This window comes from Sphingobium lactosutens (genome assembly GCF_013393185.1).
Classification (GTDB): domain Bacteria; phylum Pseudomonadota; class Alphaproteobacteria; order Sphingomonadales; family Sphingomonadaceae; genus Sphingobium; species Sphingobium lactosutens_A.
Window position 1 is genome coordinate 60,624 of sequence record NZ_QJQX01000082.1, and the last position, 23,876, is coordinate 84,499.

The following is a 23,876-nucleotide window of genomic DNA, read 5'->3' on the forward strand; positions in this document are numbered from 1 at the left end:
TGGGACGGAAAGTGAGCGTGGCTCTGCAAGATAGAACTGAGGCAGTCGCGCACTATGTGATTGCTCGGTCGGATCCGAACAAGCTTGGTGCGGTCAAGCTGAATAAGGTGATGTGGTTCGCCGACCTTGAGGCCTACCGCCGCTTTGGCGCGACAATCACCGGGCAAGCGTCTTACGAAAAGCGGCAGCATGGTCCTGTCCCCAACAACATCGTTCGCAGCATTCGGCGATTAGAGCAAAATGATGCTATCGTTACGCGTGAGGTTCCCACGTTTGGGGGGATCACGCGCCGCGAACATGTTTGGCTAAAAAAGCCTGACGTGACGGTCTTTTCGCCAGATGAGGTCGATATCCTGAATGAGGCCATTGACTGGGTGTGCAACGAGCATACTGCGCGATCGATCAGCGAACTATCGCACGACGCGTTGTGGGATGCCGCCGAACTGGGCGAGCAAATCCCAATTGGAGCCGCTGTAATCGCGCCTGATGATATTGATGGCGATGACATAGCCTGGGCGCTCGGGGAAATGTCCCGCTGCTGACATGCGAATTGCCAGACCGCCGGGCGGCTTCAAATTCACTATCGCGCAGAATGTGCAGCTTCTGGTAAATCAGGAGTGCGAAAGAAACCCAAGCTTCGGACAGCATTGGGCCGATATACTGGAACGCCTGAGATTTGTTGCTCACTTGGAAGGCGTTTCAGATCCGCGCTTTGCAAAGGGGTGCCGTCTCTGGGTGGGCGCGAAGGATCAAGGTCGGGATCTGCCCAGGATCAAGCTCGTCTATAAAGTGCTAGGTGACAGGGTAACGATCAATGTCGCCTCGTTTGGCGATTGAAGCATAGCCTATCGTCGCCGGACTATAAATTAGCCCCGCCCGACCAGCTCGCGGCGGGGCGGGCGGGCACTGCCCCGCCTATCATCACGGCGCGGGGTAGAGGCATTAATGCATCGTGGCACCCACATCCTCAAGCCAATCACTGGCCGACTGATCCACAAGGAGGTCGATCTCTCGCAGGCCGTCGGTGCCGCGGATATTCTCGTCTAACGAACGTTGTTTGAACGCATTGGCGTATTGATCCAATGCCTTGTTGCCAAATTTCCTGGCCTGCCGCTCTATTTCATTCATCGGAACCGCCCCTTCGATGACGGCAAGCATCAGCTCTGCAGCGGCGTCGGCCGCTATATCGAGTGGTAGCCGTGTTCCCACAGCTCGCACTACCCTGCGCTGAAGGTCGCGCAATTGGCGGTCGCGATCTTTGCTCGTCGCACGAATGGAAGGGTCATTCGCTTTTAACCCGTGTGTCTTTTTCCACTCTCGCACTGACGCTTCTGACGTTCCTTCATACTTCGCGATGCTCTTAGCCCCCCAGCCCAGATCATGAAGGAGGCGCCGCATCTCAAGCGGTGGGCCAGGGCGTGGAGGATGACGAGTCGCAAGACCATTCTTCCGACGCCAGTTCGCGATAGTGTGACGAGGACACCCCGCCCGGCGGCCAATTTCGACGTCATTTAATCCCTGCTCATAGAGCGCACGCACTTCCTCTTGGTCTATCATGTTCCGTCTCCTGGTCAGTCTTCAACCGGGGACATGGATGCTCTCATGATCTTGAAATTTCACGGCAATTGTGACTGCGCGTGAATGGTGAAAGATGAGCCGGCCCACTCGTCGTGACGATGAGCGGTGTATAAGATGAGTGGAGCCCGGACAAAAATAGCCCGACCTCCTTTCGGGGGCCGGGCTAGTGGGAGGGCAATTTGCAAAGCCTCCGGGTCGCAATGCTGAATTACTCCTCCTCGCCCGAGTCGCAGTGTGATTTCGATCACGCCGCCATTGTTCGGCAGCCGGATCGCTATCGGCGGAATTTCCGCAGCAGCGACGTTGGTGTTTCGAAAGCCAGCCCGATCGATTTGCCATAGGCTATCAGCGCGTCGAGGTCGTTCGCATACCAGTTGAGCGCATTGGCAGGTGGCGCGGTACCGTCGCCGCCTGGCACCACGTTATGCGCAAAGGGGAACCCAACCAAGCCGTAGTAGCGCCAATAGTCGAACAGCGCCTTGACCTGCGTCAGCGTCATGCCGCCGATGTTGGTGCCGCCATGCCCGATCAGCTTGGGACCGAGGCCATAATTGTTCGGATGGATAGCCCAGGCCCAGCCGGAGCGCGCCATGATGATGCCGGCATTGGCAAGGATCAGGTCGGTCGCGGCGTTGTTGGCTGACAGCGGATAGCTGAACAGCCGATCCGTGCCGGGGAAGCCCGCGTCGAGAAATATCTGCCGCGACGGGCCGATGTCGCTGGTGAGCTGTGTCGGGTTGTTCGCATAGTTGGGATGGAGCAAGCCCTGATTGATCGGATCCCATCCCAGATCGCATACCGTGCGCAGCAGCGTCCGCGCCGTGCCGGGGTTCTGGATCAGGTTCGCGTCGCCTGCCCAGTATCCCTTGATGCGATGCGTCTCGAATATCGGCAAACCATAGTCCACGATCCCCGCACCGGCGCTGCCATATTGGTCGAAGCCAAGGCAAACGGCCCCCTGATATGGTCGGGCTGTATGGTAGAAAATTCCGCCGAGATAGATCTTTGTTGCCGCCGCGCCGTTGGTCGCGATCTGGATTTCGATCCAGTTGACTGCCTCGGTGTCGGCGAATGCGCCCGCGACGGTCCATGCTGCCCCGCCCGGATTGGCCGCCGCGGCGCCGGCCGGGTTGACCGTCAGCAGGTTCCACCCTTTGTGAAGCTGGCCCGACCATGGCCAGGAAAAGGTCTTGGTCTTGCTGGCGAACGCGTCGGATGTGAAGCGCAGCGCGACCGAACCCTGATCTGCCCCCCAATAAATCCACATGCCCACCAGATAGGCGTCGGCGAGGCGAAAGCCCGATACGGGTACGCGAGCGCCGCAGAAGGTGTCCGACTGGATACAGGTGACGGCAACGCCGTTCGTCGCGCCAGATGGATGCGGCTCGGGAAAGGCTTCGTTGGCGAGCGTCGCGCCGCTGTTGGCCGTGATGCCGGTTGTGCTGGTCAGGTGCTTCAGGATGATCGGCGCATCCGGCAGCGGCCATACCGGCTGCGCCAGAGCCATCCCCAGGCCGAGGGAGAGCGATCCGAACATCAGGCGTCCTTCACCGCGATCTTCTCGCCAAGGCTGGTGACAGAGAAGTCCCGCGCCTGCCCAGCCAGGACCAGATGACCTTCGCCGCTGTTCGCCACCGGGGCGGCGCCGAATTTCACAAAGACATTACCGGTCGGGACCACTGTCCACACCAGGCCATCGGCTTTTGGCGCTGCGATGGTCGATGCCTGCGACGCGGACGAACTGATCAATGTCTGCGCCAACTCGGGAACTGACGTTACCACCGGCAGCGAGCCGCCGGTATCGCCGCGATCATCGACACGCGAAAGGGTTACATGAACAGTCGCCATGGATCAGTCTCCGGGTAGCAGGGTGGCAGAAGGGCAAAGGCGGGCAGTCGCAGCGAGCGCCAGGTCGATCGCGGCGCGCGCGTTGGCGCAGGTTGCGTGGTCCCGCACGGTGGCGCAGCCGTTGAGAAGGAGGAGGGGCACCAGCCAGCGCATCAGCGAGCCACCTCGCCCGTCTTGCGGCGCAACCATTCGATGAAATCGGCCACGGTCTTATCACGCAGTATGGAGGGGTTCGCGTCTGTTGCGGCTGCGCCAGCAATAAGATCGGCCCGGACCGTTTTGTCGGCTGCCAGAATAGACCCGGCCGTCACCGCTCCGAGGAAATGGGCGGCGTAAAGCGACGCGCGGTTGATAGGCACGCCCCGCGTCCGCAGATAGGCCGCGTTCTTCGCCGTGAAAGTCTTCGCGCGCGCCAGCTGCTCGCCCGCACTCGGCTTCAGGCCGCCAAAGGCGGGGCGCAATGTCGGGCCCCATGTGCCGCCTTCGCCGCGCCAGGTCGAGCGGATGAACTGATAAAGGCCGGACGCGCTCGACGTGGATGCCTGAATATAGGGCCGGTCGCCGCTCTCGATCTTCGACAGCATCGGCCAGTATCTGTCAGGAATCGCCGCGGCGTCCGACTTCACCACCGCCGGTGGCCGCAGGCTGTCCAGCGTGGCAATCGTGTCGCGACCGGCCCAGCCGTCGATCTTCAGGTCATGTTTGCCCTGAAACATGCGGACAAACGTGTCATCGCTCACCGGCAGCTTGGCGGGGGCTGCAAGTCCCAGCACTGCGATCGTAGCCAGATCAGCGACGCCGTTGACCTTCAGGCCGAAGCGCTGCTGAACAAGTCGCACGAATGCGTCATCAGAAATGATGGTCATGTTACCTCACGATGTTGAAGAGAGTTGCCTGGTCAGGGCTTCGTGCTGGTGAAGGCGTCCATGAACGCCCCAAAGCCGGCGCGCAGCTTGCCGCCGATTGCCCCCTTGGCAATGCCGATGATACCGGCCCCGAGGCTCCCAATGCCGATACCGGTGATCCCGGCCGCCAGAAGCTCAAGCCCCTGCGCCTGGACCCAGAGGATGGACACCAGAAGACAGAGCAGCGTGACTGCCACGTCGAGCGTCCATTGGGCCTTGCCCTTGGCCTGAAGGCCGATGATGACGCGGGTGATGATGACCGCGCAGATACAGACGACAGTCGGCCCGGCGTGGAACGGCTCGCCGAAAATCCACCAGACGACCGGCTCGCGCGACATAACAGAGCCCATTGCGGCTGCCCCCATGGCCGCGAAGATCCTCACCGCAGACATACGGCGGCGAGCGCGGCGACAAAGCTGAGAATGATGACGGCGACGGCGCGGACCAGAACGGGCCAGCGTGACCACATGTCGACGGGAAGCGGAGCCTTGCGCAGCTGATATTCGATCCCCGGCTCCCCCAGGATCACGATCGTCATCCACATGAGGCCAAAGCCCACCGCAATCGGATCGATCCACCGCTTGGCCATGCTGACGCGCGCGGAGGTGACGACATCGTCGGGGTTCCAGCCCCACAGGAACATGGCCTCCGCGCCACATCGCAGGGTGATGCCAACGCCCGCGCAAAAGGTAATCGCCCGGTATAGCGTCACCGGGTGCAGAGGATGGTCCCAATAGCGTTGGCTCCAGATCCGGCTGCCCTGCTTGCCGACCAGCATCGTGCCGAGGAATGTCGTGGCGGTCATCACGAACAGATTGAACAGGTAGAGCGAGGCCCCATTGTCGAAGCTCGGAGGGACCGAAGAATTCGGCCCCTGCTCGATATAGTTGGCCGCGACGCTTGCCGCTGCGCCCATGATCGTGGTCAGCATGTTCGCCTCCCGGCCGTCAGGCCAGCGTGAAGTCGGCGCCGTAGAGGCTGGCAATGTCGCCCAGCAGCTCGGCGCGCAGGATGTCGCGATCCGCCGTCACCATCTGCTCATCGCAGATGAAGGCTTCGGCGATATCGCCCAGGAACATCTGGGTTCCCGCCGTCTTGCCCGGATTGAACTTGCCGCCCAGCACCACCTCACGATTGATGCCGGCCGCTTCCAGCGTGGGCGGCGTGCCGGTCCAGTTGCGCGGGGCGACCGAGTTGACCCCGACCATCGGCGTCTTCGTCACCGGGTCATAGCTGGCCCAGACGAGATAGCAGTTGCCCGCGACGAACCCCACCGAACTGGTCGAACAGGTCAGGTCGCCATGCTGGAGGTTGAGCGCATTGTTGAGCATGTAGAAGGCGATGTCCGTCGGCGATCCATCCACCCCGGCCGCGAAGAACTGATAGGCAACGCCGCTGGTCGCCATCGCGGCATCCCATTTGATGACGATCGCCGCGAAATAACCGCTGTTGTTGAGGATGAAGTTCGGCACATGGAACGGCAGCTCGCCCGAGCCGGTCACGCCGCCGGGGAATTTGATCACCGGCTTGGCGTTGCCGGCCATGCCGGTGCCGACGACGATCGCGTCATCACTGGTCAGGCCCATATAGCCCTTGCGCCCTGCCACGCGCAGCAGCTTGCCCGAGCGGCGCACATTGTCATTGTCGGGCTTGATCCAGACTTTGAGCGCATCATAGGCCAGCAACCGCCGATCGCGGTCCGACAGCGTGTAGATGGGCCGCGCCGGCATGTTCGGCATGGCGAAGGGAACGCGGGTGATGGCGGAAACGGCCATGATTATACCTCCTGGGTAGCGGCAAGGGTTTGGATGGTGGCGAAGATGTCGAGCGGGCGACCGTCGATCAGGCTGTAGCGCCGCCAGTCGGCCCGCTTGAACACGGACCGCTGCCCCCCGGCGAAGCCCTGCGAGGGCGGATTGGTGACAGCCTGGTTGCCATAGGCCACCCGCGCCGTTTCCACGGCACCGGCGGGAATGGCGCTGGACATGTTGGCGACCAGCTTCGACGGATCTGCCTGGTCGATCAGGACGGTGCTGATCGTCGCGGTGGCGCCGGCGCTGTTGCTATGCGAGAAACCGCCGTTCCCGGCCGTCAGGACGATCGTCTCACCATCGCGCGTCAGCGGATGGTTGAAGGTCGCGGTCAGCTTCGATCCCGCCCAGCTGGCCGACTGCATCAGCAACGCCGCCGTTTCGCCGCGGATCAGCCAATCGGCCATCGCCTCGCCCGACAGCGCGCCACGCCAGGCCTCTTCCGGCGCCTTGTAGTGGATCGTGTCGGTGTCGAAGTCGGTGAAATATCCCGGCGGCAGGATATGGATGTCGGCATTGTTTCGGGCCAGCTCGACCTGCGCCAACGCGGAATAGGCAGGCTCCTGAAGATTGCCGCGCGCGACGATCGTCTGATGATAGAAAAGCTGCGGCGCGGCGGCCTGCGCCGTGCGGGACGTGATGTCCGTCTTCATGATCGCCCATGCCGCCTCGACCTGGCTGCGATAGCTGGCATTGCTCCAGTCGGCTTCGCCCTGGTCGATCAGGACATGAACCTCCAGCGCCAGCCCGTTCGCCGTCGCGATCGTCTTGGCGCTGTCGATCGAGGCGAGGGCATTGAGCCAGGCCTGCTTGCGATCGGTGCCGTCATAGATCAGCTGGGCAAAGCTGCTGGAGCCGAACCCGAAGGAGGCGCCGGCAACATAGACCGAGCCGTCATAGCCGTTGGGGCCATTGAGGTGCGTGGCGAGCGCCGTGACGAAGCTTTCCCGAGTCGCGCCGCCCTGCACATGCTGGCCCGTCGCGCCCAGCCCCTCGCGCATGGGAACCAGACTGGCGATGCGCGCGGCGTCGATCGGGACGGTGCGGGCCAGCACGCCGCCGCCGATATCGACGTCGCCGTCGAGATTGCCCTGGTGCGGCATGGTGCCGCCGTTCCACGTCAGAAGGCGCGACGCGAACGGCGCACCGCGCAGCATCATGGCGGTGTTGCGCGTCTGCGGACCGGTGACACCGGTCGGGTTGGTACCATAGGAGCCGGCGCCGACGCTGTTCGACTGGCCGATCACCACGACATAAACGATCTTGGTCGGCGCGGCCGTCGCCGGCTCGCTTACCGGCCAGATCGCGTGGCGGACCTTGTGCCGGTCGCGGATCAGGTCGCCGTCGTTGCAGCTGATGCGCACCAGCCCCGGCGCGGAGCCGTTGGGGCGCTGGATCACCTGATAGCCGGTCACGCCATATTGGCTGAAGGTAAGCTGGCGCTTCATGCGCGTCGGGCCATTGGGGCTGTCGATCACCGCCCAGAGCTGGGGCACCTTGTTATGGTCCCCCTGGATGGTCAGGCCGTCCAGCACACGCGGATGCAGACGGATGCGCTGGCCCGGTTCATAGCCGGCGAGCGGCTGCCCCGCCTCATCCCATTCGGTGACGCGCAGGAAATCGAAATCCACGGTACCGGGGCGGCCCAGCATCTCGCCATATTCGGCGATGATGCGCCGATCGAACATATCGAACGACAGCATGGATTGCCCGCCCAGCGCGCGGACCAGCGGCATCATGCCGCCCGACACCATCCCTTCGCCGCCATCCAGCACCAGATTGTGCAGGTAGACCTTGCCCTTGAGCGGATCGACATAGAACAGCCCGCCCTGATCATCCTCGACCAGGATCATCATGCCGCCCACGACATGGGCAGGGGCGACTCGCGGCGTACCGGCGGACCGCACATCCTGTTGCCGGCGGCCAAGATTTTCCGTGCCGATATCGCCCGCGCGCGCGTCCGCCTCATTTTCGAAGCCTTCCGTCACGGATACGCCAAGGTCCGTGAGCGCTTCCGCGAGATCACCGACCTGCCCGCTCAGGCCCGGAACATCGACGCCGCCATTATCGGTGATATCCTCCGGCGGACTGATCGAAATGAGATAGGTTTCCTGACCATTGCCGTAGATCCGGACCTCGGGCAGGCCATAGAGCGCCGTCGGCGGCACGACATAGTCGAGCGCGCCGGGCGCGCCGGCCTTGCCGATGACGAAGCTGTATGTCAGCACGCCGTCCGCCACGACGGGCGTCAGCACCGCACCCAGGCGCACATTGCTGACGCTGTTCTTGTTGTGGTTCAGATTCTGCCAGCGCAGCTCCACCGCATTGTTCGCCGGGTCGACGGGATCGACCGCGCGCGCGATGCGGAAGGTGACGCGATAGGTTTTGCCCTCATAGATCGGGACGGCAATGCGCGGCGCGATGTCGACATAGCCCAGCAGCGGATCGACGTCCGCGCCCGTCAGGCGGAGCACGGCGCCCGCGGCGGCGCTGGCAACGATGGTGCCGATCGCCAGCGGCGGGCGCGCGACCGGGTCGCCGGTGATCGCCGTCGAGAAAAGGGCGCGCGCATCGCCCGCACGATCGTCATAGCGGGGCACCAGCGCCGCCAGCGGCTCGACCACCGCCAGCCGAGTATCGACCGCCTGCAATGCTGCGGGCTGGACCGCGGTGTCCGCCTTCGCGCCCTGCGCCGTGGTGGCCTTGCCGGCCAGCGCAGCGTCAAGGCCCGCCAGCTTGGCCCGCTCCGCTGCGGTCATGATCTTGGCCGTTGCCGTTTCGGCCAGCTCCGACACCGCTGCGCCGGGCTGCACGGCGGTGTCGGCCTTCGCGCCCTGCGCCGTGGTGGCCTTGCCGGCCAGCGCAGCGTCAAGGCCCGCCAGCTTGGCCCGCTCCGCTGCGGTCATGATCTTGGCCGTTGCCGTTTCGGCCAGCTCCGACACCGCTGCGCCGGGCTGCACGGCGGTGTCGGCCTTCGCGCCCTGCGCGCTGGACGCCTTTCCCGCGAGCGCCGTCGCCACCGCCGTGCTGACAGGCTTGTTCGCGTCGGACGTGTTATCGACATTCGGAAGGCCGACGTCGCCCTTCGCGAGCGCAACAGCACCGCTCTTGCCGGCGACCGACGTGACCGCATTGGGCTGTGCGCCGGGCGAAATCCCGGCAAGCTTCGTCCGTTCAGCGCCGGTCATGATCTTCGCCGTCGCGGTTTCAGACAGCGTCGACACCGGCGCGTCGGGCTGTACGGCGGTGTCCGCCTTCGCGCCCTGCGCCGTGGTGGCCTTGCCAGCCAGCGCCGTCGCCATCGCTGTGCTGACGGGCTTTTCCGCGTCGGGCGTGTTGTCGACGTCCGACAGACCGACATCGCCCTTCGCGAGCGCGACGGCCCCGCTCTTGCCGGCTACGCTCGTCACCGCATTGGGCTGCGCGCCGCCTGCAATGCCCGCCAGCTTTGCCTTTTCTGCGGCCGTGAAAGGCTGATCGACCGACGACTCGATTGAGGTGACGTTGGCTTTCAGCGCGGCGAGCTGCTGGCTGTAGGGATAGAGCCGGACATAGATCATGGGCGCGTCACTCCGGGGAACAGCGTGAAGGGGCCGGCCATCGCAAGCGCTTCGGCGGGAGCGAGACGGGTGATGATGAGGTCGTAGAAAAAGGGATCAGGCTGATTGGGCAGCGCGCCACCCGTCGGGCCGCCGGGCATGGCGGCGAGCGTGGTCTGATCGATGCTGATGCGGATCAGGCCCCCGGTGACATCAAGGATGCGGATGCCCTGCGCGTCGGTGGTGACGACGTTCAGCGTGACCAGAGCGTCGCCGGGCTGGGCGCCATAGAGCCGGATCTCCATCTTCAGCGTCGCGTCCGTCAGGTCGAACGGCGCGTCATCTTCGCCCAGGAACCCATATTCCTCGCGCAGGGGCATGTTGCGCGCCGCCTGAAGCGGCACCGTCGATACGTCCATGTCTGTTCCTATGTTGAGAAAGCGGGCGCTTAGGCGTCGCGCTCGACCAGTTCGCCACCGACGACGCGGTGCGTGATGTCCCAGTCGGGGCGGAAATGAGGGACTTCGAGATAGGGGCGGCCGTCGGCGTCCATCCACGCCTTCGGCCCGGCCGCGCATTCGGTGATGATGCCGGTGGCCGGCTCGTAGAAGACGACGATGATCATGCGTAAACGATCGTGGTTGCGAGGTTGCGGCCGCTGACCCACATGTTCGAAGGCCCCGTAAAGATGACCTCGACATCATAGGTGCCCGCCGGCAGAGTGTTCGATCCGGCTAACACAGCGCTGATCTCGGTCGTCCCGCCGCCGACGGAAAACACATCCACACCGCCGATTCTCAGCCACAGGTTGAAGTTCGCCACGGGCCCCGAATAGCCCAGCGCCAGCGCGGCAATGGCCTGGATCGAACCTGCGGACAGCAGCGTCACCGTCCGGGTCAGGACGGTGATGTCATTGCCGAAGCCGGTGCCCGGGACATCGGACGAAGCTGCAACGCTGGCGAACTGGGCGCTGTTGCCGGTGCCCGCCTTGATCCGGTCGACCAGCAGATCGGGGATATAGGCATAGCCGCCCTCCATCCCGAAGGTCGCGAGCGGCGTGCCATCCGGGCCGGTGATGGTGGTGACATCGACCGGCAGGCCGATCTTGTTGGTGTAGATCGGCCCCAGCACCGTGAAATCGCTGTCGATCGCACCGACGCGATAGCCCACCCGGACCTCATAGAAGGTCTCGGGCTGGAGCGGTGCGATGACATGCAGCACCGTATCCGTCGCCTTCAGCACCGCCGAGCTGATCCAGTCGGTGGCGCCCTGCACGCGATAGTCGATCAGCACCGTGTCGGCCGACGTCGCGCCGCTGGTGCCCGACACGATGATGGCGGGCTGCCCCTGGCTGGTCGACGTGTTGGCGATCGCCCATTCCGTTTCCACCGGTGCCGGCGGCTTGAGATCGGGCGGCGTCAGGCTGAAGGGCGGCGGCGGCGTTGTCGTCTGGCCCAGCGCAAAGGCGTGCTTGGCATAGGTTTCCGTCTCGCCCGCGAACGACACCTTGCCGGTCGATGGATCGGGTGCGCGACGTGTTATCAGAATCGGCTGATTGACCAGCCCCTCTTCGGGGACATTGAGATAGATGACGTCGCCCGTCTTGAGGCCGATCCATTCCGGCCCGGTTGTCCAGGTGAACGGCCCCGCCTCTCGGCTGTTGACGATGTCATAGGCGGCCAGCTGCCCCGGCTGCGTCGCTTCCTCGCCAGAGAACACCTGCACCAGCGGATATTCGATTTCCTTGGTCCGCTGGCCGCGATCCTGCGTCACATAGACCGGCACCGTGATCGCCTTGCCGGCAACGGTCTCCCAGTCGCTATCCTCATCAACATAGCGCGGGATCACCGTGTTGAAGCGGTCGCGCCGGGTTTTGGTCGACGGGAAGGACAGGCCGCCCAGCAGATGGTGGCTCTCGATCGTCGCAATGGCGGTGCGGGGCGTCGAAACCATGCACCCGATCATCGCCCCGGTCTTTGTCGGCCGGGCGCCGCCAGCCTGAAGTATCCGCTTGAAAGTGTCCCACTTGCTTTCGGTCGTCCACTCGACGCCGCCAACCGCCCACTGGTTCGCTTCGCACACATTGGCGCATTCGACGAACTCGGCGATGCGGATCGTGTCCAGCGGCGCGCCGATCCCGCAGGTCCGCTTGCCATTCTGCCAGCGGCCCAGCACCCAGGTCAGGGCGTGCAGGCCCGGATTGTCCGACCAGACATAGGTCGTCTCGTCGAGCGCACGACACGGCCCGGAACCGCCGGGATAGGTGCTGTCGAGCCGGGGATCGTAGACGCGTACCCATTTCCCGATCCACGCCGGTTCCGGTACGCCGACGCCGTAGAGTTCGCCCTCCTTGTTGAAACGCAGGCACCACATCGCATGCGTGATGCCGGACAGACAATGTGCGCTGGTCCAGCCCGGCGCGGTGCCGCCCATGAGTGAGAGGGCGAGCGCACTGGCCTGCGGACCGCCACTATGGACCTTCTGGCCCATATAGTCGTCCAGCCGCCCGATCGCATTGCCGTCGGCAGCGAAGGTGACGACCTCGCCGTCGACGGAGAATTTCTCGATACTGTCGATTGAGCCGCCAACGCTGAGCATCGCGCCGAACCAGAGCAGATCGTGGAACTTGGTGTAGCCGGGGCGCGAATTGGTCTTTGCGAACATGCGCAGACCCGACATGCGCGTGCGCCCCATGGCATAGGGCAGGCCGCTCTGCGGGTCGGTCCTGAAGTTGGTCGCGCTGCCCTGCAGGTTCGCGCCCGGCCGCTTGGCGAGAACCATATAGGCGATATTGGAGGCTGCTGTTATGCCCGAGCCGATCGCCGCAACGACTGGGTTGCCCGTAACGATGCCGTAAATCTGCACGGCTGTACCCACCACCGTCCCGATCGTGCGGATTGCCTTCGCCATTACAGGACACTCCAGGCGCGGAGGATTGCGTTCGGGGTCAGCGTTACAAGGCCCGGGTGATCCTCATGGAAGCAGAAGATATTGCCGTTGCCCGCATAAAGACCGACCGATCCGATCGGACTATCCCCTTCGATCTCGGCAATGTCGCCCAGCAGCATGCGCGAATAGGGAATGGCGGTCAGGCCGATACCGTCCGCCATGTCGGCAAGGGTTGCATATCCCAGCCGCTCGAGCGCGCGAGTGGCGCTAAGCGCCGACGAATAACTGCCGGCCTTGCTGATCGCGACCTTGTAGCCCAGCTGCTTGAGGTGGAACGCGACGACCTTCGCGCAGTCGACCTTGCCCCACGCGAACGGCTTGTCGCGATATCTGGCGAGCGTCGCCTCCAGCGCCGCGTGCCGCCGCTCCAATGGCGTCATAGAGTCTGCATCCGTTTGGCGGCAGCGGAGGCGAGGGCGCCCAGGCTGCTCTTTTGGGTCGTTCCAGCTGGCGGCTTCGCGCCCCAGTAGAGATTGACGTCGGTGCCGGTCATGAACTCAAGGCCCAGTTCACCGGGCCAAATGCTTTGGTGCCAGCTGTCCGACGCGCGCTGGCCTTCCTCGACCTCGAACAGGCGTTCGAACACGCTGACGATGGTGTAGGAAACGGTACGCTCGCCGCTCTCGCTGATCGCGACCGTTGGAACATCGATCTCGCCCAGGAACAGTGTTTCCGGCGTCCCCAGCACCGCGCCCGAATAGGGATCGATCGCGCCGACCATGATCCGCACCGGGCTGCCCTGCATGTCGGGATGCGAGAGGATCGCGGCAGCGCTGACATCCGGCGGAAACAGCGTCAGCTCGACTTCGGGCGCGCTGTCGTCCATATCCTCAGACATCTCCGACAGGCTGGCGATCGTGCCGAAGGTCGGGTCCATGCCTCGATACATCTCGCCCCCGATCGGGAATTCAGCGGAGCCGTCGAGCAGGCGCAGCGTGTAGCCGGGAAAGTCTATCCGGATCGCGCCGAACAGCCATGGCGCCGGCTGCGCCAGCGCATTTTTGAGCGTTGCGTCCAAGGATTTTCCCCAACGGAAAGGGGCCGCCGGTCAGGGCAGCTCTTGTCGACTAACGATGTCGGTCAGTTCAGGCGGGTAGAACGCCGCCCAGCGCCAGGCCGCAGCCAATCATGAAAGATACGATGGCGATGCCGGCGCATATGATCGCGCACTTGTAGAAATTCATGCCCTGTTGATTGGCCAATTCTTCTTTCGCCGTATCCCGATCGACGATGTCGGCGGCCAGAGTGCGGCGCAGCCGTTCAACCTCGTGCATCGACTGAAAATAGAATCGGTCCTGCGAAAGAAACGCCATCAGATAGGAGGCCAGGGTCATGCCGATACCGACACAGAAGAGCCAGAAGGCGGCCCAGATCATAGGCAGGTTGAAATGCAGGGAGCCGGCCTTGCCGGTCGCATTTCCGACAAAGGTGAACAGGCCGATGAGCGCACCGCCATTGGCGACCATCAGCGCCCCGAGGCCCTTCTCGGAAAGCGAATGTTGCTGCCGCACCCGCTCCGCTGCGTCTGCGCGCGATGCCCCGAGATCTTCAAGCGTGCGGGTTTCCAGGGTTGCCATACTGAGCTGCATATCACGCACTTTCCGACAAGTTAAATTCGAAGCTGGCGCGCCGTTCGGCGGATAAAGGCCTATCCTCACTATTTTCTGCTCTGGCCCTGTTACAAACGGGATCAGCAGGGGCATCTCACTGAGGTCCATCACGCACTTTCCGCCAGAGTAAACTCAAAGCTGGCCATGTGATCGACCGAGATCTGCCAGGACACTTCATCCCCCGGCGACACGAGGCCTTCGATCATCGGCTTGGCGATCTCGACGACGTCATTCACCGAAAGACCAACGCGCAGCATGGGCCAGACGTCGGCGACACCATTGCCGGATCCGTCCAGGATCAGGTTGTCGGCCATCAGGTGGATATAGCGACGGCCGGCATGGTTGATGGACAGGAATTGTCCCTCGCGCAGGTAGAAGTTGGGCGTGCAGCCCTTGAGCGGCAGCGACGTGCCGGCGGTGGCGATTGCTGAAACCTTCGGCGCGCCGACCGGACCGACAATCAGGCCCGGCTGCGGCCATGGCATGCGCAGACGATCCGACCGGGCGCGCAGGAGCCGGGACTGGACTATCAGCGCCTGGTCGCGTGTATCCATCGGAGGCAGAGTGACGCGGAGGCCAAACCTGGTGCCCAGCGCATCGTCGGCGACCTTCTTGATCTCGTCCTGCTTCTGGTCGATCGACTTGCGCAGTTCGTCGGCCATCTGCTCGACCGACTTGGTGCCGGTGGGGTGTGCATTGAGGCCGTGAAGGTTGGGGTGGATGTCGAAAAGCTGCCCAAGATCTGCCAAAGCTTTCGGAGAAACCGGACATGACCAAGCGCAAGACCGCCGGCACCATCTCCGTCACGAAGGATGAAGCGGACCGGCTCTACATCGAGCTGGGCAAGGTGCGGGCATGGCTCTCCGGCTTCGCAGCGGCGAGACAAGGCGGACAGGGCATTGCCCTAAACGCTGGCCCGTCGGGCGCGGACAGCCTGCGCCAGGTGCAGAACCTGCTGCGGGAGGTGAAATGACTGATAGGAAGGATCGCCGGACCGATAGCTTGCTGCGCATGGACAAGGTGCGCGAGCGCACAGGCCTTTCCGCTGCCACGATCTACCGGCGCGAGGCCGCCGGCACATTCCCGAAGCGTGTCGCCATCGGCGTGCGGAGCGTGGCATGGTATGAGAGCGACATTTCGGATTTTGTCGCGGCGCCTATGACCTATCGAGCGGAGGCAGCATGATACAATTGATGGCAGCCATCGGTAGCAGGGGAGGGGCGGATTGACCGCCCCTTTTTTGTGTGCACATCTGCGCGAACATCGTCGCAATCGGCGCGAAAACAGTGATTTTCTTCTGGGGGCATCCGTGGGGGCATCTGGCGCTCAATGTCAGATGGAAGTAACGCAAATCTGCGAAGGGTGTGGGCCTGTTCAGTAGGTGCCGGGCCCACCATCGATTGCTTTCAAGACAGTTCTGATGCTATAATAACCATCTGAAAAAGAGGGGTTTTTCAGCGTTTTTGCTGAGGACAGGCCAGGACAGACCAGGACATTTCAGCGAATCTGTGGGCATAATTGCGGGCATGGCGGGCCGATTTGAGGGTATAATCTCATGTCGCTGACCATCGTCGAAATTAAGAATGCCAAGCCTCAGGCCAGCGATTATCGCCTTGCCGATTCTCAAGTACTCTTTCTCCACGTCACAACGGCCGGCGGAAAATTCTGGCGGTACCGATATCGAATCGGGCCCAAGGAAAAGACGCTCACCCTTGGCCGCTATCCCGAGCTTGGCCTCGTCGCTGCACGGGAGGCCCATTACGAGGCGCGCAATCTCGTCTCTGAAGGAAAGGATGCGGCGCTGGAGAAACAGAAGGCTAAGATCGCCAGGATCGAGGACGCGAAGGTGACGTTCAGGAAACTGGCCGAAGAATGGCTGATCGACCAGGAGCCGATCTGGTCGGTCTCGAACGCCAAGCGGGTTCGCAACCGATTCGAACGCGACCTTTATCCCTTGTTCGGCAATCTTCCGATTGGTCAGATCGAAAGCGCGCCTATCCTGCGCGCGCTCCGAACAATCGAGGCCTGAGGATCTATCGAAACGGCTAAGCGCGTGCGCGGCGTGTCTTCCGGCGTGCGAAGAGGGAGGGGCTCGTCGATCACGCGATCCTGCTAGAGATCGACGAAATCAAGGATGCTCTCAAACCGGCGCGCCGCGGATCGAAACAGCCAGCGCTTACAGAAGTGCCTGAGGTCCTCGAATTTCAAAAGGTCGTGGACCGGTCTACCTCGAGCCTGACCGTCAAGCTTGCCTCCCGACTTCTGGCCCTGACCCTGGTCCGGGTTGAGGTTCTGCGAACCGCCCTCTGGACCGAATTCGAAGGCATCGACTGGGATAATCCCGACGCAATTCCGAACGCACCCATCTGGCGTATTCCTGCGAGCCGAATGAAGCTCGACGTCGAGGATAAAGGCAATCCGGCCTTTGGGCATGACCGCATCAGGCCGTAGAAGTGCTCCGCGCGCTGCGGCCTTTGACTGGCGGCTCTGACCTGCTCTTTCCGAGTGCAAAATCCTGGCGCGAGTCCATGTCGGATGCCGCTCTGAGCACTATGTATAAACGGATGGGAGCCGGTCGCTACAAGAACATCATGGTGCCCCACGGATGGCGATCGTCATTCTCAACCATCATGAATGAGCGGGCGGCCGAGCTTGAAAGGGATGGAGACCGGATGGTGATTGATATGGTCCTCGCCATGAGCCGCCGGGAGTATCGATGTCGGAATGGTCCTATAACCGATCGCGGTGCCGCAAGCCGCGAGGGGCGCTCATCCAGATCTGGGCTGACCTCATAACCCACGGCCTAGACCCGGCGCAAGATGTGGTCAGCCAATACCTGAACGGTAGCCTAAAGGATCTGCAATAAAATCCTCGATGTCGCTCTCGTACCAGGCAACAGAGCGCAATCCGATACGGCGGCGGCGAGGGAAGCGACCCGCAGTTTCCAGCCGATAGATAGCCGAAACGGACAGCCCGGTTTTTGCGGTGACATCAGGTTTCCGCAGGAGCCGGTCTGTCCGGCGGTCTTTCCCGTAGGTCGTTCTTGCGTCCGCAGCAATCGCCGCGCCAATAGGGCATTCAGATGTGTCAGACTTCATGGCGACTGAGTGTCGTCCGGGTCCGCCTCGATGTCGGTGAGGGCGAGCAGACGCTTGTTCTGCTCGCCCTTGGCGGCCGTACTTCGACGAAACTTCGCGTTCGAAAGCTGCCTGAATTGCACCTGCATCAAAAAGAATGGCGATGACAGCGCTTAATGCCTTAATTATATGCAAGATAATTGAACGGATAATTTTATGAATAAATGTAGAGATTCGTTACAGTGCAGTAATAGTGGTGTCTTATTCTCTTATATATCAACGAAATATCTGTTCAAAGTGCAATAATTATACTAATTATTCTATATTTTATTTTATACCTCGTTAAGGTGGGTTGCATATATATTGGGTGCCGGCTTGTTTTTAGCGCCCGACGAACGATCAAAGATCATCGTTTCGACAGCTTCACCGTGACGAGGCCACGCCAAATCGGTGCCAGCGGGATTGCCGTCGGCCGCGAAGCGCACGAAGGCGGCGGCCATGACATCGGCAATTTTATTGGCCGTCATCGTGTTGCCGGTAAGCTGATCGGTCCTTTCGCAATTGTCGAAGGCATAGGCGATGTCCGCGCAATGCGGCACACCGACACGCCCGTCGAGAAGGTCTGGCGCATAGGTGAACCAGTATCCGTAAGCCGGAGCGCCACCTTGCGCCTTTTTCAGATCGAGTTGACGAAGTGCAGCCACTCGCCAGGCGATGCCGCTGACGACCCCGCCCAGATCGTTCATGGACAGTTTCGGAAAATCCTTGCGGAGCGCGGCGAGCATGAGCGGGGCTTTTTCAGGGCCGTATATGCCTTGCAGCCGCTTGCGCAGGCCTGCTTCGTCAACCACCATTGTCGAAAGGCGAAATTCGTCGCGGACGCTGCCGACAATCAGTGGAACGTCGCGGGAAACCGCTGGAGCGCTCCTTTCCCACGGTGCTTCTGGTATGATGTTTCCATCTACCACCGGGGCCCATGTGCGCGGCAGACGTATGGGGCCGGCCGTCAGGCCCGGAATGGAAGGGCCGGTGGACCGGCTGGCGAATTCGGCCTGGCCGGCTGCGATGAGCGCGTCGGCGGATACCGCCTGTAAACCGGCCAGATCGTTGACTCCAAGACGTTGCATGACAGCACGGGTCGTTTCGCGCGCCGTTGCCTGAGGCTGCGTCGGTGGGAAGGAGCCGCTCATCACGATCGCACGATGGAACAGGCCTTTCGCGTGGGGCATCGCCATCAATGTCGATACCTTGCCCCCGCCACCGGACTGGCCGAAGATGGTCACGCGTGACGGGTCGCCACCAAATTGGGCGATATTCGCCCGCACCCATTGCAGCGCGAGAACCAGATCGGTGATACCGGCGTTGCCGGATCCTGCGTAGCTCGCGCCTGCCACTTCCGACAGATCCATGAAACCCAAAGCGCCCAGCCGGTGGTTCACGGTCACGACCACGGCGCCATGCGCAGCAAGCCGTGCGCCCTCATAGGCAGGCTGCTCGTGCGCCGATCCGGTGACATAGCCGCCGCCATGCAGCCACACCATGACCGGCAAGGCGGGCGAGTGTCGGGGCGAGAGTGTCCAGATGTTGAGCGTCAGGCAGTCTTCGCCTGGGTGGCCGTCATTCCAATCGGCAATGAACGCCATTTCGTCATTGGACCAGTCGCGGGCGGGCTGGGGGCAGGTTGGACCCAGGCTGAGTGTCGAGCGGACACCTGTCCAGGGTTCTGGAGAAGTAGCGGGAAGGAAACGGCGATCGCCGCTGACCTTGCCGCCATAGGGGATGCCGCGGAATATATAGGTTCCGCCGCGAGTGAACCCGCGCACGCGCCCGCTTTGCGTTTCTACGGTTGCGTCGATTGGGGTCGCCACTTGGGGCGTTTCTGCAAGGGAAGCTTTGGCGTCATGCCGTTGTGCCGATGCTTCGGAGGCGACCAGCGCGGCGGTCGCAAGCGCTCCACCGAATAAGGAGCGACGGCTCACGTCGAACGGTTCATCCGAGGGCATCGATACTCACTCCAGCTATCAGATTATATGCGTAGCGCGCGGCTGGAACGGCAGGTTTGGATCGTTGCCGACAGGGGCGGGCCGCTTGGCCGAATGAATTTAAGTACAGGCCTGGTATCTGGCCTGCGTGGCAAAACCGCCGCACCGGTGGGGTGCGGCGGCTGCCTTATGCATCAGAAGTCGAACGAGACGCGTACGCCGTATGTGCGTGGCGCACCGAACTGGAAGTTGAAGATGTCGTCCGGCCCTGCCGCAATATAACCGGCGAAAGCCAGCGGACGTACATTTTCCAGATTGCGGACGAACGCCTGAACGTTGAACTTTCCGTTCTCCGGCTTGTACGACAGGCTGAGGTCACTTTGCGTGTAAGCTGCCTGACGGGAGTCGTTGTAGTTGAAGAAGGTCAGGAAATAATCGCTTTTGAACCGCGAGAAGGCATTCGCCGTGATCGTCCCGGACGAACCGAGATCGAACACATGCTCATAGCCCACGCCGATAACGAACTTCGGCGTCTGGGCAAGGCGATTGCCCGCCAGATTCGGGTTGTCGATTGCAAGAAGCGACGTCTGGTTGGGAACCGCAGGGTTCAGAACAGCATAGGAAGCGATGAATTCATCATATTTCGCATGCAGGTAATTGAACGTCGCATTGAAGCGATCATTGGGCGACAGATTGATGACCGTTTCGACTTCGATGCCGTAGATGGTTGCCTTACCTGAATTGAAGGTCTGGGCACCCAGGGCGGCGTCAAGAAGGACGTCGTTCTGAAGATCCTTATAGTCGTAGTAGAAGCCCGCGACGTTAAACTGGTTGCGCGCCGCGCCACCAAAGTTGAATTTCAGACCGCCTTCATAGGCCGTGTTGGTTTCCGGCTTGAAGGTGCCGACCGAATCGAAGCCGCCCGCCTTGTAACCGGTGGACATCTTGCCGTAGATCAACGTGTCGGCATTCGGCTTGTAGTTCAGGCCCACCAGATAATTGAAGTGATCGCCGTTATAGCGCAGATTCAGCGCGTTGGTTGCCGGGGCCGTAATCTCCACCAGTCCGGAATTGAAGCGGAAGCCGTAATTATTATAGACCGCGCGGCGCTTGTCCTTCGTATAGCGAGCGCCGCCTACCGCTGTCAGTGTTTCAGCAAGCGGAACTTCGACCTGACCGAACACGGACCAGCTTTCGCTGGTAGTTGGGCGACGGAAGTAGTTGATGTAGCTGCCATTAGCGCCAACGAAGGGATTATACAGGCCACTATCGGTGGTCAGCTTTTCTTTGAAGAAAAAGGCGCCAGTCTGCCATTGAATGCCGCCTGCATCACCATTCAAGCGAAGTTCGTGACTTTGTGTTTTGACTGTGCCGCCCCAGTTCTTGCTGAGATAGGCTGGACCAAGGCCAAGTTCACCATTAGTAGAGGTGGAACGATAGCCACCCGTATAGGTCAAGGTCGCCAGACCAAAATCATAAGCGATGCGCCCGCGAACAGCATCGGACTCCAGATTGAATATGCCGGTTCCTGTAAGCGCCGCATCATAAGTGTTGCGATTGATCTTGGCCAGGAAATTGGTGTTCTGAGGGATGCATTGCACACCCGGCGTGTTCGGCCCAACTTCGATATAGCCGTTCAACTGGCAGTTGGCGCCCGGTGCGTTTGCGGGCAGGTTCATGTTCGCATAGGCCTGCGATGCCGGGACGATTTCCTGTTCGGCATGTTCATAGGTCGCATCGACCGTCAGGCCATCCACGGGCGTCAGGCGCAGGGTAGCGCGGCCAGCCCAGGTGTGGTCGTCGCCACTGCGCTGCCCCTTCCGCGCCGTGAACTGCGGCAGCGACAGGAAAGTGTTGTTATGCTTGTTATAGCCCTTGTGGTCGGAATAGATACCGGCGACGCGGATGGCACCGATATCGCCCAGCGGAACATCGACCCCGCCCTCGGCGATGACCTGGTTATAGTTGCCATAGGTCGCGGATGCATTGACGCCAAACTCCTTGCCGGGCTTGCGCGTGATGAAATTCACTGCGCCGCCAGTGGAGTTGCGACCGTAAAGAGTGCCCTGAGGGCCGCGCAGTACCTCGACGCGCTCCAGGTCGAAGATCGCGGCATTCAAAATAGTCGGGCGATTGATATATTCGCCATCAATGTTCACCGCGATCGACTGATCCTGGCTTTCGCTGTTGCTCAGCGTGCCGACGCCGCGAACGGTAACGCGCGTGGCTGTGGTGTCGCTGGTGATCTGAAGCGACGGTGAAACCTTTTCGACGGACGCAACATCCGTCACACCGGCTGCGGCGAGCTGCTCGCCCGACAGCACTGCAATCGCGATAGGCACATCCTGTACCGACTGCTGCCGGTTCTGCGCCGTGACGATGATGTCTGCGGACATGTCTGCCGGTGTGTCGGCGGCTGCCGATGCGGTGCCGGCCTCTTGGATGTCTTCGGCGGCCTGTGCCGCCATACTGCCGCCGAACGCCATCATCATCGCAAGCGCCGACGTGCCAAGAAACAGCTTCATGCTATCCTCCCCTTTGTGTCTGACTGGCTGTTCCAGTCCTATGAATAACAATGATCGTTCTAGTTTAGTTATTCTGGATTCGTCAAGAGATTTCGTCAGCGCGAAAAATGCTGAGAAGGACGATTCAGTCCGATCCCTGGGACTTGATCCTGCCGATAGCGTTCTTGTCGAGCGGGCGAATCATGACGTTTCGGAACATCACTTCGGCCCATTCCATTTCCAGTGCGATACGGCCCTTGGTGAGAGGGGTTTTGTTGCCATCGCGATCGGTTTTCAGCATTTGGAAGATAGTGTTCACGATACGACCATTGACGAGATGGGCTGCCTGATCGCCAAAGGCATAGAGGTCGATCCTGTTCCAGTCGTCGAGCCGTTCATACTCGCCGGAATGGCGGTGCCATTGGCGGCTGTAAGCGCCCGCCTTGACAGGCGTTTGATAGTCGGAAGGGAAAGCCGGGATCCAGTTGGGCCATAGCGGCGTCCCGCCCAGCGATGGTCCCTGTAGCCCAAGCGTGTTGACCATGATTGCGTCGCCGACATCGCCTTCCTCCAGTTGGAACTCGACGCAATCGGGGAACAGGCGATCGGTTTCCGGTCCCATATGATAGAGGATGCCGCTATTACGCCGTTGCAATTTGCGCGGCGGCCAGCGGGTTTCGCCGTAGCGAAAATCGAGGCGGAGGTGGTAATTTTCCCATTCCGCAACGGTCGAGATATGACCGGGAGGCGCGCTCTCGCCGCTATAGGCAGGTGGCAGGAAATGCAGAATGCCGCCCCGCTCGATCGAGACGGCGCCCAGTTTATCGATGTCCCCGATCCCCTCCTGGTAGAAGCGCCAGCCGTCGAGGGATTTGCCGTCGAACAGCGGTTGCCAGCCGCTCTCTGCGTCGGCCGCGTGGGAAGGCAGGGCGAAGAGCGACGACAGGGCCAGACATGTGGAACTGGCGATCAACTCCCGGCGATTCATATGCTCACACCTCCTGTTTTGTCGGTTATTCTGCCAAGCCCATCACCCGGCGGTTCAATGTGCGATCTGCACCGCCAGCCGCGAAATCGTCGAAGGCATGTTCGGTGACTTGAATGATGTGCCGCTGGATGAAGGGAGCACCTTCCGCTGCGCCGACCTCGGGATGTTTGAGCGCGCATTCCCATTCCAGCACGGCCCAGCCGGGGAAATCATTCTTCGCCATCTTCGAGAAGATCGCCGGGAAATCGACTTGACCGTCACCCAGAGACCGGAAACGACCGGGACGGTCGGCCCATCCCTGATAGCCGCCATAGACGCCCGAACGGCCCGATGGGCGGAACTCGGCGTCCTTCGCATGGAAGCATTTGATGCGTTCGTGGTAGATGTCGATAAAGGCCAGATAGTCCAGTTGTTGCAACACGAAATGGCTGGGATCGTAAAGGATGTTGGCGCGCGGGTGATTGCCGACCCGATCGAGAAACATCTCAAAAGTCACGCCATCGTGCAGATCCTCACCGGGATGGATTTCGAACGCTGCGTCGACGCCATGATCCTCGAAAACATCTAGGATCGGCTTCCAGCGCCGGGCGAGTTCGTCGAACGCATCCTCGACCAGTCCCGCGGGACGTTGTGGCCAGGGATAGACATAGGGCCAGGCCAGTGCGCCGGAAAATGTGGCATGAGCGGTAAGGCCCAAGCGCTGGCTGGCACGGGCGGCCTTCTTGACCTGATCGACGGCCCATGCCTGCCGGGCAGCCGGATTGCCGCGGACTTCGGGCGCGGCGAAGGCGTCGAACTGCGCATCATAGGCGGGATGGACGGCTACAAGTTGCCCCTGCAAATGGGTCGACAGTTCGGTGATCGACAGCCCATGCGCGGCGAGGGCGCCTTTCACTTCGTCGCAATAATCCTGACTCTCGGCGGCCTTCGCAAGATCGAACAGGCGCGCGTCCCAGCTTGGAATCTGCACACCCTTATAGCCCAGTCCGGCAACCCAGCGGGCGATGGAATCGAGGCTGTTGAACGGTGCGGTGTCGCCCGCGAACTGCGCCAGGAAAATGGCCGGGCCAAGGATCGTTTTCATG

At 61.8% G+C, this 23,876-nt stretch carries 25 protein-coding genes; 5 read left to right on the top strand and 20 right to left on the bottom strand.

Annotation, left to right across the window (positions count from 1 at the left end):
- Window positions 1-17 precede the first annotated feature (17 nt).
- Window positions 18-542 (top strand): Panacea domain-containing protein, encoded by a 525-nt coding sequence (locus DM806_RS24095; protein WP_179045687.1) that lies wholly within the window; start codon window positions 18-20, stop codon window positions 540-542.
- A 400-nt stretch (window positions 543-942) separates the two neighbouring features.
- Here the strand turns inward: DM806_RS24095 and DM806_RS24100 are convergent, their stop codons facing one another.
- From DM806_RS24100 to DM806_RS24170, 15 genes are all read right to left on the bottom strand, one after another.
- Window positions 943-1,557, bottom strand: coding sequence for a hypothetical protein (locus tag DM806_RS24100; protein WP_179045688.1), 615 nt, complete (start codon window positions 1,555-1,557; stop codon window positions 943-945).
- 295 nt (window positions 1,558-1,852) lie between these two features.
- On the bottom strand, window positions 1,853-3,115 hold the full coding sequence (locus DM806_RS24105; RefSeq protein WP_179045689.1) for a hypothetical protein: 1,263 nt from the start codon (window positions 3,113-3,115) through the stop codon (window positions 1,853-1,855).
- Window positions 3,115-3,426, bottom strand: a complete 312-nt coding sequence (locus tag DM806_RS24110; protein ID WP_179045690.1) for a hypothetical protein — start codon at window positions 3,424-3,426, stop codon at window positions 3,115-3,117. Before DM806_RS24110 ends, DM806_RS24105 begins: the two co-directional genes overlap by 1 nt.
- 152 nt (window positions 3,427-3,578) lie before the next feature.
- Window positions 3,579-4,292, bottom strand: coding sequence for a hypothetical protein (locus tag DM806_RS24115; protein ID WP_179045691.1), 714 nt, complete (start codon window positions 4,290-4,292; stop codon window positions 3,579-3,581).
- 32 nt (window positions 4,293-4,324) lie between these two features.
- Window positions 4,325-4,669, bottom strand: coding sequence for a hypothetical protein (locus tag DM806_RS24120; protein WP_256869466.1), 345 nt, complete (start codon window positions 4,667-4,669; stop codon window positions 4,325-4,327).
- A gap of 41 nt (window positions 4,670-4,710) precedes the next feature.
- On the bottom strand, window positions 4,711-5,262 hold the full coding sequence (locus DM806_RS24125; RefSeq protein WP_179045693.1) for a hypothetical protein: 552 nt from the start codon (window positions 5,260-5,262) through the stop codon (window positions 4,711-4,713).
- A 16-nt stretch (window positions 5,263-5,278) separates the two neighbouring features.
- Window positions 5,279-6,106 carry a hypothetical protein gene (locus DM806_RS24130; protein WP_179045694.1) on the bottom strand — a complete coding sequence of 276 codons (828 nt, stop codon included), beginning with the start codon at window positions 6,104-6,106 and terminating at the stop codon, window positions 5,279-5,281.
- A 2-nt stretch (window positions 6,107-6,108) separates the two neighbouring features.
- A complete protein-coding gene (locus DM806_RS24135) occupies window positions 6,109-9,702 on the bottom strand; it encodes a hypothetical protein (RefSeq protein ID WP_179045640.1) in 3,594 nt (1,197 codons plus the stop codon).
- Complete coding sequence (locus tag DM806_RS24140; RefSeq protein ID WP_179045695.1) at window positions 9,699-10,100, bottom strand: hypothetical protein; 402 nt, start codon at window positions 10,098-10,100, stop codon at window positions 9,699-9,701. Before DM806_RS24140 ends, DM806_RS24135 begins: the two co-directional genes overlap by 4 nt.
- Window positions 10,101-10,129: 29 nt before the next feature.
- A complete protein-coding gene (locus tag DM806_RS24145) occupies window positions 10,130-10,306 on the bottom strand; it encodes a hypothetical protein (RefSeq protein ID WP_179045696.1) in 177 nt (58 codons plus the stop codon).
- Window positions 10,303-12,591 (bottom strand): hypothetical protein, encoded by a 2,289-nt coding sequence (locus DM806_RS24150; RefSeq protein ID WP_179045697.1) that lies wholly within the window; start codon window positions 12,589-12,591, stop codon window positions 10,303-10,305. The genes DM806_RS24145 and DM806_RS24150 overlap by 4 nt, the downstream gene beginning before the upstream one ends.
- Window positions 12,591-13,010 carry a DUF6950 family protein gene (locus tag DM806_RS24155; RefSeq protein WP_179045698.1) on the bottom strand — a complete coding sequence of 140 codons (420 nt, stop codon included), beginning with the start codon at window positions 13,008-13,010 and terminating at the stop codon, window positions 12,591-12,593. Before DM806_RS24155 ends, DM806_RS24150 begins: the two co-directional genes overlap by 1 nt.
- A complete protein-coding gene (locus DM806_RS24160) occupies window positions 13,007-13,648 on the bottom strand; it encodes a hypothetical protein (protein WP_179045699.1) in 642 nt (213 codons plus the stop codon). The genes DM806_RS24155 and DM806_RS24160 overlap by 4 nt, the downstream gene beginning before the upstream one ends.
- 67 nt (window positions 13,649-13,715) lie before the next feature.
- Window positions 13,716-14,333: a hypothetical protein gene (locus DM806_RS24165; RefSeq protein ID WP_179045700.1), complete on the bottom strand. Its 618-nt coding sequence runs from the start codon at window positions 14,331-14,333 to the stop codon at window positions 13,716-13,718.
- 14 nt (window positions 14,334-14,347) lie between these two features.
- Window positions 14,348-14,989, bottom strand: a complete 642-nt coding sequence (locus DM806_RS24170; protein ID WP_179045701.1) for a hypothetical protein — start codon at window positions 14,987-14,989, stop codon at window positions 14,348-14,350.
- Window positions 14,990-15,009: 20 nt separating this feature from the next.
- Here DM806_RS24170 and DM806_RS24175 point away from each other — a divergent pair, with 20 nt between their 5' ends.
- From DM806_RS24175 to DM806_RS27460, 4 genes are all read left to right on the top strand, one after another.
- Window positions 15,010-15,213 carry a hypothetical protein gene (locus DM806_RS24175; protein WP_179045702.1) on the top strand — a complete coding sequence of 68 codons (204 nt, stop codon included), beginning with the start codon at window positions 15,010-15,012 and terminating at the stop codon, window positions 15,211-15,213.
- Window positions 15,210-15,425 carry a helix-turn-helix transcriptional regulator gene (locus DM806_RS24180; protein ID WP_179045703.1) on the top strand — a complete coding sequence of 72 codons (216 nt, stop codon included), beginning with the start codon at window positions 15,210-15,212 and terminating at the stop codon, window positions 15,423-15,425. Before DM806_RS24175 ends, DM806_RS24180 begins: the two co-directional genes overlap by 4 nt.
- A gap of 370 nt (window positions 15,426-15,795) precedes the next feature.
- On the top strand, window positions 15,796-16,269 hold the full coding sequence (locus DM806_RS27455) for a tyrosine-type recombinase/integrase (protein WP_256869467.1): 474 nt from the start codon (window positions 15,796-15,798) through the stop codon (window positions 16,267-16,269).
- Window positions 16,270-16,424: 155 nt separating this feature from the next.
- Window positions 16,425-16,691 (top strand): hypothetical protein, encoded by a 267-nt coding sequence (locus tag DM806_RS27460; protein ID WP_256869468.1) that lies wholly within the window; start codon window positions 16,425-16,427, stop codon window positions 16,689-16,691.
- 374 nt (window positions 16,692-17,065) lie between these two features.
- On the opposite strand, the gene DM806_RS24190 is transcribed toward DM806_RS27460, so the two are convergent.
- From DM806_RS24190 to DM806_RS24210, 5 genes are all read right to left on the bottom strand, one after another.
- A complete protein-coding gene (locus DM806_RS24190) occupies window positions 17,066-17,338 on the bottom strand; it encodes a helix-turn-helix transcriptional regulator (protein WP_179045704.1) in 273 nt (90 codons plus the stop codon).
- Window positions 17,339-17,649: 311 nt separating this feature from the next.
- Window positions 17,650-19,320 carry a carboxylesterase/lipase family protein gene (locus DM806_RS24195; RefSeq protein WP_179045705.1) on the bottom strand — a complete coding sequence of 557 codons (1,671 nt, stop codon included), beginning with the start codon at window positions 19,318-19,320 and terminating at the stop codon, window positions 17,650-17,652.
- Between the two features lie 173 nt (window positions 19,321-19,493).
- Window positions 19,494-21,824 (bottom strand): TonB-dependent receptor, encoded by a 2,331-nt coding sequence (locus DM806_RS24200; protein WP_179045706.1) that lies wholly within the window; start codon window positions 21,822-21,824, stop codon window positions 19,494-19,496.
- Between the two features lie 124 nt (window positions 21,825-21,948).
- On the bottom strand, window positions 21,949-22,791 hold the full coding sequence (locus DM806_RS24205) for a 3-keto-disaccharide hydrolase (RefSeq protein WP_179045707.1): 843 nt from the start codon (window positions 22,789-22,791) through the stop codon (window positions 21,949-21,951).
- A gap of 25 nt (window positions 22,792-22,816) precedes the next feature.
- The gene (locus tag DM806_RS24210; protein WP_179045708.1) at window positions 22,817-23,875 is read right to left on the bottom strand and encodes a sugar phosphate isomerase/epimerase family protein; all 1,059 of its coding nucleotides are present in this window, start codon (window positions 23,873-23,875) and stop codon (window positions 22,817-22,819) included.
- Between the last annotated feature and the right edge of the window lies 1 nt (window position 23,876).

Bases quoted from the DNA above. Each gene is read 5' to 3' on its own strand.
- DM806_RS24100 (WP_179045688.1), bottom strand. From the start codon at position 1,557: ATGATAGACCAAGAGGAAGTGCGTGCGCTCTATGAGCAGGGATTAAAT.
- DM806_RS24105 (WP_179045689.1), bottom strand. From the start codon at position 3,115: ATGTTCGGATCGCTCTCCCTCGGCCTGGGGATGGCTCTGGCGCAGCCG.
- DM806_RS24110 (WP_179045690.1), bottom strand. From the start codon at position 3,426: ATGGCGACTGTTCATGTAACCCTTTCGCGTGTCGATGATCGCGGCGAT.
- DM806_RS24115 (WP_179045691.1), bottom strand. From the start codon at position 4,292: ATGACCATCATTTCTGATGACGCATTCGTGCGACTTGTTCAGCAGCGC.
- DM806_RS24120 (WP_256869466.1), bottom strand. From the start codon at position 4,669: ATGTCGCGCGAGCCGGTCGTCTGGTGGATTTTCGGCGAGCCGTTCCAC.
- DM806_RS24125 (WP_179045693.1), bottom strand. From the start codon at position 5,262: ATGCTGACCACGATCATGGGCGCAGCGGCAAGCGTCGCGGCCAACTAT.
- DM806_RS24130 (WP_179045694.1), bottom strand. From the start codon at position 6,106: ATGGCCGTTTCCGCCATCACCCGCGTTCCCTTCGCCATGCCGAACATG.
- DM806_RS24135 (WP_179045640.1), bottom strand. From the start codon at position 9,702: ATGATCTATGTCCGGCTCTATCCCTACAGCCAGCAGCTCGCCGCGCTG.
- DM806_RS24140 (WP_179045695.1), bottom strand. From the start codon at position 10,100: ATGGACGTATCGACGGTGCCGCTTCAGGCGGCGCGCAACATGCCCCTG.
- DM806_RS24145 (WP_179045696.1), bottom strand. From the start codon at position 10,306: ATGATCATCGTCGTCTTCTACGAGCCGGCCACCGGCATCATCACCGAA.
- DM806_RS24150 (WP_179045697.1), bottom strand. From the start codon at position 12,591: ATGGCGAAGGCAATCCGCACGATCGGGACGGTGGTGGGTACAGCCGTG.
- DM806_RS24155 (WP_179045698.1), bottom strand. From the start codon at position 13,010: ATGACGCCATTGGAGCGGCGGCACGCGGCGCTGGAGGCGACGCTCGCC.
- DM806_RS24165 (WP_179045700.1), bottom strand. From the start codon at position 14,333: ATGCCCCTGCTGATCCCGTTTGTAACAGGGCCAGAGCAGAAAATAGTG.
- DM806_RS24175 (WP_179045702.1), top strand. From the start codon at position 15,010: ATGACCAAGCGCAAGACCGCCGGCACCATCTCCGTCACGAAGGATGAA.
- DM806_RS24180 (WP_179045703.1), top strand. From the start codon at position 15,210: ATGACTGATAGGAAGGATCGCCGGACCGATAGCTTGCTGCGCATGGAC.
- DM806_RS27455 (WP_256869467.1), top strand. From the start codon at position 15,796: ATGTCGCTGACCATCGTCGAAATTAAGAATGCCAAGCCTCAGGCCAGC.
- DM806_RS24190 (WP_179045704.1), bottom strand. From the start codon at position 17,338: ATGAAGTCTGACACATCTGAATGCCCTATTGGCGCGGCGATTGCTGCG.
- DM806_RS24195 (WP_179045705.1), bottom strand. From the start codon at position 19,320: ATGCCCTCGGATGAACCGTTCGACGTGAGCCGTCGCTCCTTATTCGGT.
- DM806_RS24200 (WP_179045706.1), bottom strand. From the start codon at position 21,824: ATGAAGCTGTTTCTTGGCACGTCGGCGCTTGCGATGATGATGGCGTTC.
- DM806_RS24205 (WP_179045707.1), bottom strand. From the start codon at position 22,791: ATGAATCGCCGGGAGTTGATCGCCAGTTCCACATGTCTGGCCCTGTCG.
- DM806_RS24210 (WP_179045708.1), bottom strand. From the start codon at position 23,875: ATGAAAACGATCCTTGGCCCGGCCATTTTCCTGGCGCAGTTCGCGGGC.